The sequence below is a fragment of the Mesorhizobium ciceri WSM4083 genome, assembly GCF_000519305.1.
GTDB classification, from domain to species: Bacteria; Pseudomonadota; Alphaproteobacteria; order Rhizobiales; family Rhizobiaceae; genus Mesorhizobium; species Mesorhizobium ciceri_B.
The window spans coordinates 625234-640584 of sequence record NZ_KI912610.1 but is presented as its reverse complement, the minus strand read 5'-3'; the positions used below and the strand labels follow the sequence as shown (position 1 = coordinate 640584).

The following is a 15351-nucleotide window of genomic DNA, read 5'->3' as shown; positions in this document are numbered from 1 at the left end:
GCGTGGCCGTCTTCCCTCCCGCAGAAATATTCTGTTAACCCTAACGGATGGTTAAGAACGGCGACTCACACGGAGAACATCGCATGCCTGTCGAACTCGTCGGGAAGACATTGCCGGGCGCGCTACCGGTCCATCTGGTCGCCAGGGACGGTCTGGACGCGGCCGGTCTCGCGCCGGCCGCTGTCGCCTGGGCCAGGGCCAACGGCTTTTCCGGCGAGGCAGGCAGGACGCTGGTCGTGCCCGGCGAAAACGGGCCGCTCGGCGGCGCCTTGTTCGGTGTCGGCGATGGCGAAGGCGCGCTCGCCCTCGGCGCACTGTCGAAAGCCTTGCCGGAAGGCGACTGGCATTTCGCCTCTCCGCCGGCCGAGCCCGAACTCGCGGCCACCGCACTGGTGCTCGGCGGCTATGTCTTCACCCGTTACGGCAAGAAGTCAGGCAGGGCGCTGCGCTTCGGCCTGCCGGCAGGCGTCAATGCCGGGCGCGTCCGCCGCATTGCCGATGGCGTCTTCCTGACACGCGATCTGGTCAACACGCCGACCAGCGATATGGGTCCGGAAGATTTGGAGCAGGCGGTGCGGACCCTGGCCGCCAGGCACAAGGCCGAAGTCTCGGTGGTCAAGGGCGACGATCTCCTCGACCGGAATTTCCCGATGATCCATGCGGTCGGCCGCGCGTCGACCAGCGCGCCGCGCCTGATCGATATGCAGTGGGGGCAGCAAGACGCGCCGAAGGTGACGCTGGTCGGCAAGGGCGTCTGCTTCGACACGGGCGGTCTCGACATCAAGCCATCGTCCGGTATGCTGCTGATGAAGAAGGACATGGGCGGTGCCGCCAATGTGCTTGGCCTCGCCTCGATGATCATGGCTGCCGGGCTGAATGTACGACTGCGCGTGCTCATTCCCGCAGTCGAGAATTCGATTGCCGGCAACGCCTTCCGGCCTGGCGACGTGCTGGCGAGCCGCAAGGGCATCACTGTCGAGATCGGCAACACGGATGCCGAGGGACGGCTGGTGCTGGCCGACGCGCTGGCACTGGCCGACGAGGAGGAGCCGCAGCTTCTGGTCGACATGGCGACGCTGACCGGGGCTGCCCGTGTCGCGCTCGGCCCCGATTTGCCGCCGTTCTACACCGGCGACGAAACGCTGGCATCCGACCTTGCGGCGGCTTCCGTCGCGGCCGAGGACCCGCTGTGGCGCATGCCGCTGTGGCAGCCCTACGATGCAAAACTGTCGTCGAAGATCGCCGACATCAACAATGTCACGCCGGATGGTTTCGCCGGCTCGATCACGGCGGCGCTGTTCCTCAAGCGCTTCGTCGAAAAAACCGCGGCCTGGGCGCATTTCGACATCTTCGCCTGGAACCCGGCTGACCGTCCGCATGGCCCCGCCGGCGGCGAGGCACAAGGCATCCGCGCGCTGGAGCGGATCATCGCGAAACGCTACGGTTGACAGTCGCAGACGAGAGACGGCAATCGCGTTGACTGAAACGGAACCGAAACAATTTGCCGTCATGCTGGCGCGATGTCGATTGCGATGCGCCCCAGCCAGGCCTTGCGACTGTGGCAGCAGGTGATGCTGTCGCAGGTGCGCGACGACGCGCCCGATCTGACCATGCGCCAGACGGCGATCCTGTTCACCATCTATCTCGACCCGCCGCCGCACACCGTGCGCGGGCTCGCCGCGCGCCTCAATGTCACCAAGCCGGTGATCACCCGCGCCCTCGACACGATGGGCGCTTTGAAACTCGTCTCGCGCCATCGCGACGAACTCGACAAGCGCAATGTTCTGATCAGGCGCACGGTCGAAGGCGCGCTCTTTGTCGAGCGCTTCGGCGATGGTATCATCGCCAAGGCGCTCGAACTGCCGATGTGAGCGCATTACCTTCTCAACAGAGTGCTCGATTTGACCGCCAGGGATGCCCGCCTTCACGCTTTTCGCTCCGATCTCGCCGATGCAAGGCTGAAGGGCGAGGTCGCCGCCGACCGCTTCGTCGCCGGCCGGCCGGCGCGGGTCATCGCGTCAGTGGCCGATATGCGCAAGGCGCCCCGACCGGACGCCGGCGTCAACACGCAAGCGCTGTTCGGCGACGATGTCCTGGTCTTCGATGTCGCTGAGGGCTGGGCCTGGGTCCAGGCCGAACGCGACGGCTATGTCGGCTACGTCGCCGACACGATGCTGGGCAAACGGGACCATGCGCCGACGCACATCGTCTGCGTGCCGCGCACCTTCCTCTACCCCGGGCCGGATCTGCGCTTTCCGATCGCCGGACAATTGTCGATGGGATCGACGGTGACAGTGACGGAGGCCGCCGAGACGCGCGGTACGCACTATGCGGTCCTGCCTTCCGGCGAGGCGCTGATCGCAGGTCACCTGCGGCCGCTCAGCGAAGCTGCCTCCGACTATGTCGCGGTTGCCGAGGCGTTTCTAGGAACACCTTATCTCTGGGGCGGTACTTCCGGTTTCGGTATCGACTGTTCGGGGCTGGTGCAACTGGCGATGCGCATGGCCGGCAGCGACGTGCTGCGCGATTCCGATATGCAGGCGGCGACACTTGGCGAGCCGCTGGAACCGGGACCTGGTTTCTCAGGGTTGCGACGCGGCGATCTGGTGTTCTGGAAGGGCCATGTTGCCGTCATGACCGATGCCGACACGATGATCCACGCCAACGGCCACACCATGCTGGTGTCGCGCGAAGGGCTGAAGGACGCGGTTGATCGCATCGGTTATCTCTATGGCGGCCCGACCGGGTTTCGGAGGCCGTAGCCTCTCTTCCTTCGCCCCGTTCACGGGGAGCCGGCATCCTCTCCCGATAAACGGGGCGAGGAAAGCTCACCTCGATCACCTTTTGTTCCGATTTTCCTTGGCGTTCGCGCGCCGTCGCGCTACCTCTGGCGGGTGACAGTTGAGCCGCGCCTTGCCGAACAGAATGCCGCCGTGGCCCTGCCCGAACCATTCCTCAGATGGTTTGGCGAGAAAGGCTGGTCGCCGCGCGCCCATCAGATCGAACTTCTGGCGAAGGCCCAGGCCGGGCAATCAGTCCTGCTGATTGCGCCGACCGGCGCCGGCAAGACGCTGGCCGGGTTCCTGCCTTCGCTCACCGAACTGGCCAACCGGCCCAAGAGAAAGCCGGGCCAGGCGCGCCGCGGTATCCACACGCTCTACATCTCACCGCTAAAGGCGCTTGCCGTCGATATCGAGCGCAATCTCGGCAAGCCGGTGGAAGAGATCGGCCTGCCCGTCACCATCGAGACGCGCACCGGCGACACCCCCGCCCACAAGCGCCAGCGCCAGAAGCTGGTGCCGCCCGGCATCCTGCTGACCACCCCTGAGCAACTGGCGCTGCTGATTGCGGCCGGCGATGCAAAACGTTTCTTCGAGGATCTGCGCTACGTCGTGCTCGACGAACTGCACTCGCTGGTGACGTCGAAACGCGGGCATCTGCTGGCGCTCGGCCTGGCACGGCTGCGCAGCTTTGTCCCCGCGCTGCAGACGATCGGCCTGTCGGCGACGGTAGCCGAACCGGACGAGTTGCGGCGCTGGCTGGTCAGCCAGAATCCACCCAAGGGTTCGACAGGCAGCGACATGGCCGAACTGATCGTCGTCACCGGCGGCGCCAAACCGGAGATTTCCATCCTCGATTCCGAAGAGCGGGTGCCATGGGCCGGACATTCGGCGCGCTACGCCACGCCGGAAATCTATCGCGAGATCAAGCGCCACAAGACCACCCTGCTGTTCGTCAACACGCGCAGCCAGGCGGAGCTGCTGTTCCAGGAATTGTGGCGGGTCAACGAGGATACGTTGCCGATCGCGCTGCATCACGGTTCGCTCGACGTCGCCCAGCGCCGGCGCGTGGAAAAGGCGATGGGGGAAAACGCACTGCGCGCCATCGTCGCCACCTCGACGCTAGACCTCGGCATCGACTGGGGCGATGTCGATCTGGTCGTGCATGTCGGCGCGCCGAAGGGGGCGAGCCGGCTGGCGCAGCGCATCGGCCGCGCCAACCACCGCATGGACGAGCCGTCCAAGGCGATCCTCATTCCCGCCAATCGCTTCGAGGTGCTGGAATGCCGGGCCGCCCTCGACGCCAACTATCTCGGCGCGCAAGACACGCCCCCCTTGATCGATGGCGGGCTCGATGTGCTGGCCCAGCATGTGCTCGGCTGCGCCTGCGGCGCGCCATTCCGTGCCGATGACCTGTTCAACGAAGTGCGAACCGCAGCACCCTATGCCGGCCTCGACCGGCCGACATTCGATCGCGTCATCGATTTCGTCGCCACCGGCGGCTATGCGCTGAAGAATTACGAGCGCTACGCCCGCATACGCCTGAACAAGGATGGGTTCTGGCGGGTGTCCAATCCGCGCGTCGCCCAACAATACAGGTTGAATGTCGGCACCATCATCGAGGTGCCGGCGCTGAATGTGCGCTATATCAAGGCCGGTGGCAAAGGCGTGGCTTCGCGTGGCGGCCGGGTTCTCGGCAAGATCGAGGAGGCCTTCCTCGAAACGTTGACGCATGGCGACACCTTCATGTTCGCCGGCAAGGTGCTGCGCTTCGAAGGCATCCGCGAGAATGAATGCTTCGTGTCGAACGCGCCCGGCAGCGATGCCAAGGTGCCCTACTATGGCGGAGGCAAGTTTCCGCTTTCGACCTATCTCGCCGAACAGGTCCGCATCATGCTCGATGACCCGCAGCGATGGAAAAAGCTGCCCGAGCAGGTCGCCGACTGGCTGCGGTTCCAGGCCGACAAATCGGTGCTGCCCAAGCGTGACGACCTGCTGATCGAGACCTTTCCACGAGGCAACCGCCACTATCTGGTGGCTTATCCGTTCGAGGGCAGGCTGGCGCACCAGACGCTCGGCATGCTGCTCACCCGCCGCCTCGACAGGGCAGGAGCCAGGCCGCTCGGCTTCGTCGCCACCGACTATGCCTTGGCGATATGGTCACTGGGCGACATGAGCGCGATGTTCAAAGCCAGGAAGCCTTCGCTTGGCGCACTTTTTGACCAGGACATGCTGGGAGACGACCTCGAAGCCTGGCTGGCCGACAGCTGGCTTCTCAAGCGTACCTTCCGCAATTGCGCGCTGATTTCAGGGCTGATCGAGAAACGCCATCCGGGCCAGGAAAAGAGCGGTCGCCAGGTCACGGTCTCGACAGACCTGATCTATGACGTGCTGCGCAGCCATGAACCGGACCACATCCTGCTGCAGGCGACGCGTGCCGACGCGGCCACCGGCCTGCTCGATGTCAGCAGACTTGCCGACATGCTCTCGCGCATCCAGGGTCGAATCGTGCATAAGGCACTCGAACAGATATCGCCGCTCGCCGTGCCCATCATGCTCGAGATCGGCAAGATGCCCGTCAATGGCGAAGCCGATGAAACGCTTTTGATGGATGCGGCGACATTGGTCGAGGAGGCCATGGGGCCGGGAATGGCTGAGGAATGAATTTTTCGCTGGCGCGCACATCGCTGATCGCCGAGGCCGACCTTGTCGGCATATCAGGCGAGCGCGCCGTCTGCGACCCGCGCGGCGTGCTTTATTTTCCGGATCTGCGGCTTTTGGCCGTGTCCGATCTGCATCTGGAAAAGGGCTCGTCGCTGGCACGCCGCGGCACGCTGATTCCGCCCTACGACACCGGCGCGACCTTGCTGCGGCTTCAGGCCGTGATATCAGACTACCAGCCGTCGATCGTCATCAGCCTGGGCGACAGCTTTCACGATGGCGGTGGCGCCCAGCGTATGCATGCAAGCTTCCGCGAACGGCTGGAAACGCTGATGGCAGGCCGAGACTGGTTCTGGGTCGCCGGCAACCATGACCCGGAAGCGCCAGCCGATCTGCCCGGCGAAACGGTGCGTGAACTTGCTATAGGCTCGCTGCTGTTCCGGCATGAGCCGTCGAAGCAGCGCGTCGAAGGAGAAATAGCGGGCCATCTGCATCCCTGCGCCCGCATAGTCCAGCAGGGACGCTCGGTGAGGCGCCGCTGCTTTGCCGGCGACGGCGGTCGCATGATCATGCCAGCCTTCGGCGCCTATACCGGTTCGCTCAACGTTCTCGACCGCGCCTATGCCGGGCTGTTCCGGCTGGACACGCTGATGGCTTATATGCTGGGCGCCCAACGCATCTTTGCCATTTCCGGCTCGATGCTGCGGCCGGGCTAAACAGCTCTACCTGCCGTAGTAGAGCGTAACCGTGTGCTTTGCCTCGGCGAAGAACAGCCAACGTTCGACCAGCATGCCGGCGAACTGGATTGCAGCAGCAAGTATCGACAGCAACGCTGCCAGCGGCCATGACAGGGCGGACACAATGGCGAGCAGCCCCAAGGGCAACACGAAGGCCAGAAGCTGGGTGATCTGGCGCAGCCGCGCGCTGTGCTTGCGCGCGATGCGGAAACCCATTTCCTTGAGCAGATAATTTTCCTCGGTATGCGGCCATTCCAGCGACCGCACTGTACCGCCGGCCAACCCGGTTGCGGTGTTGGCGGTGGTCGCGATCTCCAATCGGTCGTTGTAGCGCCAGGTCGCCACTTTCCAGCCCCAGCCGAACAAGGTCAGCAGCAGGCAAGCCGCCAACTGCACCTTCGAACCAAGCGCAAAGCCCTGCAGCAGCGCGTTCAGCAACACGCTGCCGGTCATCGCCGAAAAAATGAGATAGCCGGGCAGCGTGAAACGGCTGTGCCATTGGGCGATCGGCTTCAGCGACGCGTAGATCATGCCTGTGGTGCAGACGGTGATGACGGCACCACAGGCCGTCAGCAATCCGGCTACCGTCACCCAACCGCCGCTGCGGCCAAAGAAGACCCAGCCGATGCCGAACAGTCCAGCCGGGATAAAAGTAGTGACCGAGGCGACGCCTTCGCGCGACAGCCATGAACTGCGCCATTGCGAGAACGCCCGCCAGGCGCGTTCGGGGCGGCCGAGATGACCCGTTGAGGACAACAACCCGGCCATGATCAGGCCGAATGCCAGTCCCATGCCGATGAAGCCCAGCCAGAAATCGGGTGGGATGATCTGGAATCCTCCGAGCACGCCAAGCAGCGCCAGCAGGCCGTAGCCGGCGCCGGTGGCGGTGGTGAAGAAGACCACGGAGAAGGCTGGATGCATGGGCTAGTTCGAAAGCATGCGGTCGACCCAGCCGAGGAAACCGCCTTCGGCCCGCACCGGTTCGAGTGCGGGTGCTGCCACCGATGCGGCGCGATTGGTATGGGCGCGCGGCGGCAGGTATTTGTTGGTCGGGCGATAGCCGAGTTCAGGCATCAGGTCGACGCCGCCACGCTCCGCCACCAGTTGCGAGACAGCCGACTGAGGATCGCCGAGATCGCCGAAATGCCGTGCACTGGTCGGGCAAGCGGCGACGCAGGCCGGCACGCGGTCTTCCTCGGCCAGATTGTCATTGTAGATGCGATCGACGCAGAGCGTGCACTTCTTCATCACCCCGACATCACTGTCGAATTCGCGTGCGCCATAAGGGCAGGCCCAGCTGCACAATTTGCAGCCGATGCACTTGTCCTCGTCGATCAGCACTATGCCGTCCGAGGCCCGCTTGTAGGAGGCACCGGTGGGGCAGACGGTGACGCACGCCGGCGTTTCGCAATGCAGGCAGGAGCGCGGGAAGTTCACCGTTCGACCGCCCATCTCGGTGGTGTGCTCATAGCTGTGCACGCGGTTGAACCAGACGCCGTCGACGTGGCCGCCATAGGGATCGATGTCGGTCAGCGGCGCCATGTGGCCGCCGGTGTTCCATTCCTTGCAGGCGGTGACACAGGCCTGGCAGCCAACGCATGTATCGAGATCGATGACGAGGCCGAGCTTCTTGCCGCTTTGACTTGGCAGACAGGTCATTCAGTCGCCTCTCTTGCCCGGCGGAATTCGGCACCGAAAGTCAGCCTGTCGGGCGAGGGTTCGAAATGCGGTGGCTGCTGGAAACGCTCGAACTGCGGCTCGGTGAAGCCGGCTTCTTCCGCCGCGCATTTGACGATGCGCACGCGTAAATCGAACCATGCCGCCTGGCCGGTGACCGGATCGGAGTTCGAATAGCGCTTGCCCTGAGCGTCAGCCGAGGTCTGGTCGCCGATGATATGGTTGAGCAGGAAGCCACGGTTGGATTCGGCCGCATTGTCCTTCAGCCCCCAACTCCCGCGCCTTTTGCCGATGGCGTTCCAGGTCCAGACCGTGCTTTCGTTCACCCCGTCGATCAGCTTGATCTGCCCCTTCACCCTGCCGTTGATGCTTTCGATCCACACCCAGTCATCATCGACAAGGCCGAGACCGGCTGCCGTCCGGTGATGCACGAACAGCCGGTTCTGGCTGGTGATCTGCCTCAGCCACGCATTCTGCGAGCCCCAGGAATGGTACATGTGCATCGGCCGCTGCGTCAGCGCATGCAGCGGATATTTTCCAAGGTCGACGACCGCTTCCTCGAAGGGCATGTGCCAGAACGGCAGCGGGTCCATGTAGGTCTCGATGCGCTCGCGGTCACCCTTTGGTGGCAAGACAGGGCCATGCCCACGCGCGGCAAGGCGGAAGCGCTGCATAGGCTCCGAGTAGAGCTGGAAGACGATCGGCTCAGCCTTGGGAATAAAACCCATCTGCACCGCGAAATCGAGATAGGAGCGGTTGGCCATCTTGTAGTAGCGCTGGTCCTCAGCAAAATCATGGTGCCAGAAGCCGCCATTGTCGATGTAGCGCTGCAGCTGGTCCGGATTGGCCTCGCCCCTGCCGGTCGAGGTCCCATCCTTGCCGCGCCAGCCGGCGAGCGGGCCGATGCCCGGCGTGCGCTCATGGTTGACGATGTAGTCGGCATAGTCGGCATATTTGGCTGAGCCATCGTCGTTGATGAAACCGGGCAGGCCGAGCCGGGCGCCGAGTTCGATCAGCGCCGACTGGAAGGGCCGGACGTCGCGGTCAGGCTCGACGACGGGATGGCGGATGGCGTCGCCGGGTCCGTCGGCATGGCTGATCGGTCGATCGAGCAGGCTGATGCAGTCATGGCGCTCGAGATAGGTGGTGTCCGGCAGCACGAGGTCAGCGAACGGCACGGTCTCGGAATAATAGGCATCGGAATAGATGATGAAAGGGATCTTGTAGTTGCCCGCTTCGTCGCTGTCGGTCAGCATGGCAATGGTCTCGACGGTGTTCATCGAGGAATTCCACGCCATGTTCGACATATACATCATCAGCGTATCGATCGGGTACGGGTCGCCGGCCCAGGCATTGCGGATGACGGTGTGCATCAGGCCGTGTGCCGCCAGCGGTGCGTCCCAGGAATAGGCCTTGTCGATGCGAAGCGGCGTGCCGGCCTCATCGACCAGCAAATCGTCCGGCCCACAGACGAAACCGAGTGGCATGCCGTCAAGCGGCGTCATCGGCTTGACGGTTTTGCCGGCTGGCTTGGGACCGGGCGGAGCGGAGCGGGGGTAGGGCGGCTTGAAACGGAAACCGCCGGGAACATCCACCGTGCCCAGCAAGACCTGGAGGAGATGGATGGCGCGGCAGGTGTGGAAGCCGTTCGAATGGGCCGAGATGCCGCGCATGGCGTGCATCGAGACGGGTCGCCCCTTGATTGTCTCATGCCGGCGCCCGGCCCAGTCGGTCCAGGCGATCGGCAGTTCGATCGTCTGTTCGAAGGCGACATGCGCAAGTTCGGCGGCGATCCTGCGGATCGTATCGACGGCAATGCCGCAGCGCTCGGCGACCGCGTCCGGCGCATAGCTCTCATCGAGGTAGCGGTCGGCGATCAACTGGAACACCGGAACGCAGTGGCGCCCACCGATCGTGAAGCTGCCGGTCAGCGCCGGCTTCGCATCGGCATCGGTAGCGCTGACCGGTCTCTTCGCCACCCTGTCCCAGGACAGCGGATTGCCGTCGGCGTTGCGCACGAACAGCCCGTCGTCGGCGGCACCTGGCTCCTGCACGACGAGGACATGGGCATTGGTGTAGCGCAGCAGATAATCGAGATCGACGCGGCCGGCCTTGAGCAATTCGTGGATGAGGGCGAACACGAACAGGCCGTCGGTTCCGGGCCGGATGCCGATCCAGTCGTCGGCAATGGCATTGTAGCCGGTGCGGCACGGGTTGATCGAGACGACCTTGGCGCCGCGCGCCTTGAGTTTGCCGAGGCCGATCTTGATCGGGTTGGAATCATGGTCTTCGGCAACCCCGAACAGCATGAAATACCGGGTGTTGTCCCAGTCGGGCTCGCCGAACTCCCAGAAGGAGCCGCCGATCGTATAGAGGCCGCCCGCCGCCATGTTGACCGAACAGAAGCCGCCATGGGCGGCGAAATTCGGGGTGCCGAACTGGCTTGCCCACCAGCCGGTCAAGGATTGGGATTGATCGCGGCCGGTAAAGAAGGCCAGTTTCCTGGGGGCGGTCCGGCGGATGGCCGAGAGCCGTTCCGTCGCGATCGAAAACGCCTCTTCCCACTCGATCTCGCGGAACTCGCCGGAGCCGCGCGGGCCGGTGCGCAGCAATGGCTTCTTGAGCCTTGCCGGGCTGTAATGCTGCATGATGCCAGAGCTGCCCTTGCCGCAGATCACGCCGCGATTGACCGGATGGTCCTTGTTGCCGTTGATGTAGCGGACCTTGCCATCCTTGATGTGCACATCGATGCCGCAGCGGCAGGCGCACATGTAGCAGGTCGTCTTGGCGACGCTGTCGGAAACATCAGGCGACGTGTCGACGCCGTCGCCTTCGTCAGGCGCGCGCGTGTCGGCAAGCGGGCGTTGTGATGGTGCCGAATTCGCGCCGCGCGGCGGTCCCTGCATCATGATCCGGTGGTGCCTGTACGGCTCATGGATTTGGCCCGCGTCTTTGGTCCGGGGCCGCGCATGTAATGCTCTTCAGGGTGGTAGCGATCGCCGTTCAGCCGCCGCCTTATGCCGCGGGTCCAATGCGCAAGCAGGGATCTGAACCGCCCGATCATTCTGCTCTCTGCGATCTCTCGGCGAATTTTTTCTAACTTCGTTCAAAAACTTAGAATAAAGCTATCGATCCGTCTAATCAGTTGTTCTTGTAAATTCGATCGATATTGGTTCTTAATGCAGACATGACCCTGGACCAGTTGCGGATTTTCGTCGCCGTCGCGGAGCGCGGCCACATGACCAAGGCGGCGGAACTGCTAGGCATTTCGCAGTCGGCCGCATCGGCCGCCATCCGGGCGCTTGAAGAACAGCACGGCGTGCATCTGTTCAACCGCGTCGGCCGCAACATCGAGCTTGCCCAGACCGGTCATCGTTTCCTGCCGGAGGCCAAGGCCGTGCTCGAACGGGCCGCCGCCGCGCGCAATGTGCTGGAGCATGTCTCGCAGACCGTCACCGGCAGCCTTTCGATCGCCGCCAGCCAGACCATCGCCAGCTACTGGCTGCCGCGTCGGCTGGCTTCCTTCCACGAAGCCTATCCGGCCGTCAGGCTGAGCGTCTCCATTGGCAACACCAGGCAGGTCGAGGCTAATGTCCTCGACGGCGCGGCCGATCTCGGCCTGGTCGAGGGGCGCACCGAGTCCGACATATTGCGCCGCACCAAGGTCGACGTCGACAGGCTGATGCTGGTGGTTGCCAGCGCGCATCCGGAGATCCCCGAAGTCGCGCCCGGCCGCCCTGACATCAAGGGCCTGCGCTGGATCATCCGTGAGGGTGGTTCCGGCACGCGCGAGGTGCTGGAGGATCTGGCGCGCCACGAAGGGATTTCGCTCGCCGACCTCCAGATATTCCTGGTGCTGCCGAGCAATGAAGCTATTCGCCAGGCCGTCGAGGCGGGGGCCGGCGCCACCATCATTTCCGAACTTGTCGTGGCACGCGCCGTGGCCGAAGGCAGTCTGAGGTCGGTGCCGCTCCAACTGCCGAAACGCGACTTCGCCATGATCACCCATCGTGATCGCCAGGCAAGCTTGGCCCAGATGGCGCTCAAGGCGCATCTGGGCACGTCGGATCAACGGTGAGGGTTCGCTGAGATTCAGGTCAGGCCGAGTCGAAAATGGCTGATGCCGAGAACCGGAGCGGAGCGTACTTAAAGTACGTGAGCACCGGAAGCGCAGGTATCAGCCATTTGCAGGCCGGCATCACCTAATATCAATGGACCCGGTCAGCCGAATTTTCGCTGCGCATCCAGCGCCAGGCCAAGTCCGACCGAGCCGAACATGTCGCCTTCGATGACAGATGCCTGCGGCACCAGCGACAGGATTTCTCGCCTTGCCAGCGGGATCGCGGTCGATCCGCCGGTCAGGAACACCGCGGTGATATCGGATGGCTTCACCTCAGCGTCCCGGATGGTCTGCGCTACCGTCGCCGTGACCCGCTCGATGTCCCTGGCGATCGTGGCATCCAGCCCGTTGCGCGTGATTTCGGCCGCGAACTCCGCACCCGGCAGCTTCACCACGACCTCCGCGGATGACCTGTCGGTCAGCTCTATCTTGGCTTTTTCGACAAGTGCGGCCAGCGCGTGTCCATAGCGGTGTTCGACGATGTGGATGAAACGGTCGACCAGGTCGGCGCGCTCGGCCTCGTAGCGGATCTGGCGCAGATGCGTCATCGCCTTGGCGGTGTAGACCAGGTTGATGCGCTGCCATGTCGCGAGGTCGATGAAGTAGCTTGCCGGCAGATTGCGCTTGCCGTCCTTGGTCGGCGTCAAATAGCCGAGTTGCGGCATGATATGGGCGATGCTCAGCAGCCGGTCGAAATCCGTACCGCCGATATGGACGCCCCGGCTGGCCAGGATGTCGTCCTTGCGGTCGAGCGACCGGGAGCGCTGCGGCGAGACGCGCACGATCGAGAAGTCCGACGTGCCGCCGCCCATATCGATGATCAGCGCCAGTTCCTCGCATGTCACCTTTTGTTCGTAGTCGAGCGCCGCCGCGATCGGCTCGAACTGGAAAGCGATGTGCCTGAAGCCCTGGCCACGGGCGGCGTTCTCGAGTTCGCTTTGCGCCTTCGCGTCGGCCTCGGCATCGTCGTCGACGAATTGCACCGGCCGGCCAAGAACGACGGTCTCGACCGTATCGCCGGCATCTGCTTCCAGCCTCATCTTGAGATGTCCGAGGAACATGCCGACGATGTCCATGAAGCCGATCGAGCGCGATTTGATGCGGGTCTTTTCATGGGCCAGCGAACTGCCGAGCACGCTCTTCAGCGAACGCATCAGCCGGCCTTCGATGCTGTCGGTGTAGTTGGCGATGGCGTGACGGCCAAAGCAGGTGCGGTTGTCCTCGAAGTTGAAGAACACGGCACTGGGCAGTGTCACCTGGCCGTCCTCCAGCGCGACGAGGCGCGGCTGCCCGTTGCGGACCACGCCAACAGTGGAGTTCGAAGTGCCGAAGTCGATGCCGCCGAAGGCTGGTCGCATGACAAGTTCCTGTATTTGTCGTCGGCGAGCCGACAGGCGCCGAGAAATCGCGCGCTGCCCGGGGACGGGCTGCGCTGCCGAACCGAATTGTTTGTGTCTGCCATTTGGCTGGGGAGCGCGGTCTACCGCATGCCTCGGCAAAGGGAAACCACTTTTCGGGGAAAGTTCTGAAGTGCGTCGCGTTTGAGTGGATTCACGCGACGCACTTCAGGTCTTGATTCGATGCATGTCGTTCTCCCAAAACCGGGGCCACTTTTGGGCGACATGCATTAATCCCGCCGGAAGATCAGCCTTCCGAGCCAGCCTGTCAGCATGGCCAGCGATATCGCGAAGACGCCGTAGAGGAAGGAATAATTGTGGGCGACACGGAAGATCGACTGTTCGAAACCGGATTTGCGGATTTCGAGCTGGGCCGAGCTTTCCTTGATGAACAGGCCGCTCTTGAACAGGAACGCGCGGGCTTTATGGGTTCCAACTGGCACATTTGGCGCCAGCCTCACTGTGGCGCGGAACAGGTTCTGCGACAGGAATTGCACGCCGCCGACATTCTCGCTGTAGAGGCCGGTCGCCGACTTGCGCTCCCGCAGTGCGGCCGTGAATTCCTCGATCGTCGCCGGGCTGTCGCCGGCATCGGCGGGCTGCATGTAGAGGTTGGAGGCGCCGAGCGACAGCTGCTTGTAGCTGTTGGGTTCAGTGATGTCCTGCAGCGGTCGCGTCGTCGCCACCGAATAGGAGACCGGCACGTTCTCGAAGGTCTCGGAATCCAGATTGACCCAGACGCCTAGCACCCGGTCCTTGCGGCGCACCACCACCGGTTTGGGCGGACCTTCGAGCACGACGATGACGTCGTAACGGCCTTGGCGCGCGACAAGTGGATCCGGGTTTTCCAGCGAACCGAAAATGGTCAGGTCGGCCCCGGAAAAGCCGGCGGTGATCGAGACATTATCGGTGGAGAGACCGATCTGGATGCCTTCGGTCAGCGGAACCTGTGCCTTCGCCGGCACGGCGACCGCAAGCAGCGTCAGGAGAATGGCGGTTGCGAATGTGTTGCGAGCCTTCATCAGTTGAGGCCCGCGGCAGACAGCGAATAGAGGTTGGGCGGGGTGACGAAAAGATCGATCGCCAATCGTATCGCCACCGCCAGCACCAGCAGCGCCAGCAAGGCCCTGAGTTGCTCGCCGCGCAGCCGCTGGCCTGCCTTGGCGCCGTACTGCGCACCGGCGACGCCGCCCGCCATCAGCAGGAAGGCCAGCACGACGTCGACCGTCTGGTTGGTGGTGGCGTGGACCAGCGTCGTATAGGCGGAGGTGAAGATGATCTGGAACAGCGAGGTGCCGATGACGACGTTGGTCGGCACTTTCAGCAGATAGATCAGTGCCGGCACCATGATGAAGCCGCCGCCGACGCCCATGATCGACGACAGGAAGCCGATGCCGGCGCCAAGGCCAAGGACGGGGATGACGCTGACGAACAGTTTTGAGGCCCTGAACCGCATCTTCAGCGGCAAGCGGTGGATCCAGTTGTGCTGGCCGGATTTCTTCAGCACCGGTGCCGCACCGCTGCGCGTGGCGCGCAGCGCATTGACGCTTTCGACCAGCATCAGCCCGCCGACGGTGCCGAGCAGCACGACGTAGAGCAGCGAGATGAACAGGTCGAGCTGGCCGAGGCGGCGCAGGAAGGCGAAGACGAAGATGCCGCCGGTGGAACCGACAATGCCGCCGGCCAGCAACACCCCGCCGAGCTTGAAGTCGAGCGTCCCTCGCTTCATGTGCGAAAGGACGCCGGAGACGGAGGAGGCGATGACCTGGTTGGCGCCCGTGGCGACCGCGATCGCCGGGGGTATGTTGTAGAAGATCAGCAGCGGCGTGATGAGGAAGCCACCGCCGACGCCGAACATGCCCGACAGGAAACCCACCGCCGCGCCCATGGCCAGCAGGACGAAGATATTGACGGAAATTTCCGCGATCGGGAGATAGATGCCCACCCGTCAGTCTCGATCAGTTCTGCCTGTCGGCGAA

12 protein-coding genes are annotated in these 15351 nt (G+C 63.7%); 6 read left to right on the top strand and 6 right to left on the bottom strand.

Going from position 1 to position 15351, the window contains the following annotated elements; all coding sequences use genetic code 11:
• The first annotated feature begins 83 nt into the window (after positions 1-83).
• The 5 genes from MESCI2_RS0129130 (at position 84) to pdeM (ending at position 6157) form a co-directional block, all read left to right on the top strand.
• Entirely contained in the window at positions 84-1448 is a 1365-nt protein-coding gene (locus MESCI2_RS0129130; protein ID WP_027039542.1) for a leucyl aminopeptidase family protein, read from the top strand.
• Between the two features lie 72 nt (positions 1449-1520).
• Complete coding sequence (locus MESCI2_RS0129125; protein ID WP_013533675.1) at positions 1521-1871, top strand: MarR family winged helix-turn-helix transcriptional regulator; 351 nt, start codon at positions 1521-1523, stop codon at positions 1869-1871.
• Between the two features lie 30 nt (positions 1872-1901).
• Positions 1902-2762, top strand: coding sequence for an NlpC/P60 family protein (locus MESCI2_RS0129120; RefSeq protein WP_027039541.1), 861 nt, complete (start codon positions 1902-1904; stop codon positions 2760-2762).
• A 132-nt stretch (positions 2763-2894) separates the two neighbouring features.
• Positions 2895-5444, top strand: coding sequence for a ligase-associated DNA damage response DEXH box helicase (locus MESCI2_RS0129115; RefSeq protein WP_027039540.1), 2550 nt, complete (start codon positions 2895-2897; stop codon positions 5442-5444).
• Entirely contained in the window at positions 5441-6157 is a 717-nt protein-coding gene (gene pdeM / locus MESCI2_RS0129110; protein ID WP_027039539.1) for a ligase-associated DNA damage response endonuclease PdeM, read from the top strand. The genes MESCI2_RS0129115 and pdeM overlap by 4 nt, the downstream gene beginning before the upstream one ends.
• 6 nt (positions 6158-6163) lie before the next feature.
• Here pdeM and MESCI2_RS0129105 read toward each other — a convergent pair whose 3' ends face one another.
• From MESCI2_RS0129105 to MESCI2_RS0129095, 3 genes are read right to left on the bottom strand one after another with little or no spacing between them, the layout of a single operon-like run.
• Positions 6164-7099 (bottom strand): dimethyl sulfoxide reductase anchor subunit family protein, encoded by a 936-nt coding sequence (locus tag MESCI2_RS0129105; RefSeq protein ID WP_027039538.1) that lies wholly within the window; start codon positions 7097-7099, stop codon positions 6164-6166.
• 3 nt (positions 7100-7102) lie between these two features.
• A complete protein-coding gene (locus MESCI2_RS0129100) occupies positions 7103-7837 on the bottom strand; it encodes a 4Fe-4S dicluster domain-containing protein (RefSeq protein WP_027039537.1) in 735 nt (244 codons plus the stop codon).
• Positions 7834-10764 carry a molybdopterin oxidoreductase family protein gene (locus MESCI2_RS0129095; RefSeq protein WP_027039536.1) on the bottom strand — a complete coding sequence of 977 codons (2931 nt, stop codon included), beginning with the start codon at positions 10762-10764 and terminating at the stop codon, positions 7834-7836. Before MESCI2_RS0129095 ends, MESCI2_RS0129100 begins: the two co-directional genes overlap by 4 nt.
• Before the next feature lie 278 nt (positions 10765-11042).
• On the opposite strand from MESCI2_RS0129095, the gene MESCI2_RS0129090 reads away from it, so the two are divergent.
• Positions 11043-11933 carry a LysR family transcriptional regulator gene (locus MESCI2_RS0129090; protein WP_027039535.1) on the top strand — a complete coding sequence of 297 codons (891 nt, stop codon included), beginning with the start codon at positions 11043-11045 and terminating at the stop codon, positions 11931-11933.
• 143 nt (positions 11934-12076) lie between these two features.
• On the opposite strand, the gene MESCI2_RS0129085 is transcribed toward MESCI2_RS0129090, so the two are convergent.
• The 3 genes from MESCI2_RS0129085 to MESCI2_RS0129075 form a co-directional block, all read right to left on the bottom strand.
• Positions 12077-13333: an Hsp70 family protein gene (locus MESCI2_RS0129085; protein ID WP_027039534.1), complete on the bottom strand. Its 1257-nt coding sequence runs from the start codon at positions 13331-13333 to the stop codon at positions 12077-12079.
• A 269-nt stretch (positions 13334-13602) separates the two neighbouring features.
• Complete coding sequence (locus MESCI2_RS0129080) at positions 13603-14394, bottom strand: TIGR02186 family protein (RefSeq protein ID WP_027039533.1); 792 nt, start codon at positions 14392-14394, stop codon at positions 13603-13605.
• Positions 14394-15317 (bottom strand): sulfite exporter TauE/SafE family protein, encoded by a 924-nt coding sequence (locus tag MESCI2_RS0129075; RefSeq protein ID WP_027039532.1) that lies wholly within the window; start codon positions 15315-15317, stop codon positions 14394-14396. The genes MESCI2_RS0129080 and MESCI2_RS0129075 overlap by 1 nt, the downstream gene beginning before the upstream one ends.
• Between the last annotated feature and the right edge of the window lie 34 nt (positions 15318-15351).

Coding starts and splice junctions, on each gene's coding strand:
- MESCI2_RS0129130 (WP_027039542.1), top strand. CDS start 84: ATGCCTGTCGAACTCGTCGGGAAGACATTGCCGGGCGCGCTACCGGTC.
- MESCI2_RS0129125 (WP_013533675.1), top strand. CDS start 1,521: ATGTCGATTGCGATGCGCCCCAGCCAGGCCTTGCGACTGTGGCAGCAG.
- pdeM (WP_027039539.1), top strand. CDS start 5,441: ATGAATTTTTCGCTGGCGCGCACATCGCTGATCGCCGAGGCCGACCTT.
- MESCI2_RS0129105 (WP_027039538.1), bottom strand. CDS start 7,099: ATGCATCCAGCCTTCTCCGTGGTCTTCTTCACCACCGCCACCGGCGCC.
- MESCI2_RS0129100 (WP_027039537.1), bottom strand. CDS start 7,837: ATGACCTGTCTGCCAAGTCAAAGCGGCAAGAAGCTCGGCCTCGTCATC.
- MESCI2_RS0129095 (WP_027039536.1), bottom strand. CDS start 10,764: ATGATGCAGGGACCGCCGCGCGGCGCGAATTCGGCACCATCACAACGC.
- MESCI2_RS0129090 (WP_027039535.1), top strand. CDS start 11,043: ATGACCCTGGACCAGTTGCGGATTTTCGTCGCCGTCGCGGAGCGCGGC.
- MESCI2_RS0129085 (WP_027039534.1), bottom strand. CDS start 13,333: ATGCGACCAGCCTTCGGCGGCATCGACTTCGGCACTTCGAACTCCACT.
- MESCI2_RS0129080 (WP_027039533.1), bottom strand. CDS start 14,394: ATGAAGGCTCGCAACACATTCGCAACCGCCATTCTCCTGACGCTGCTT.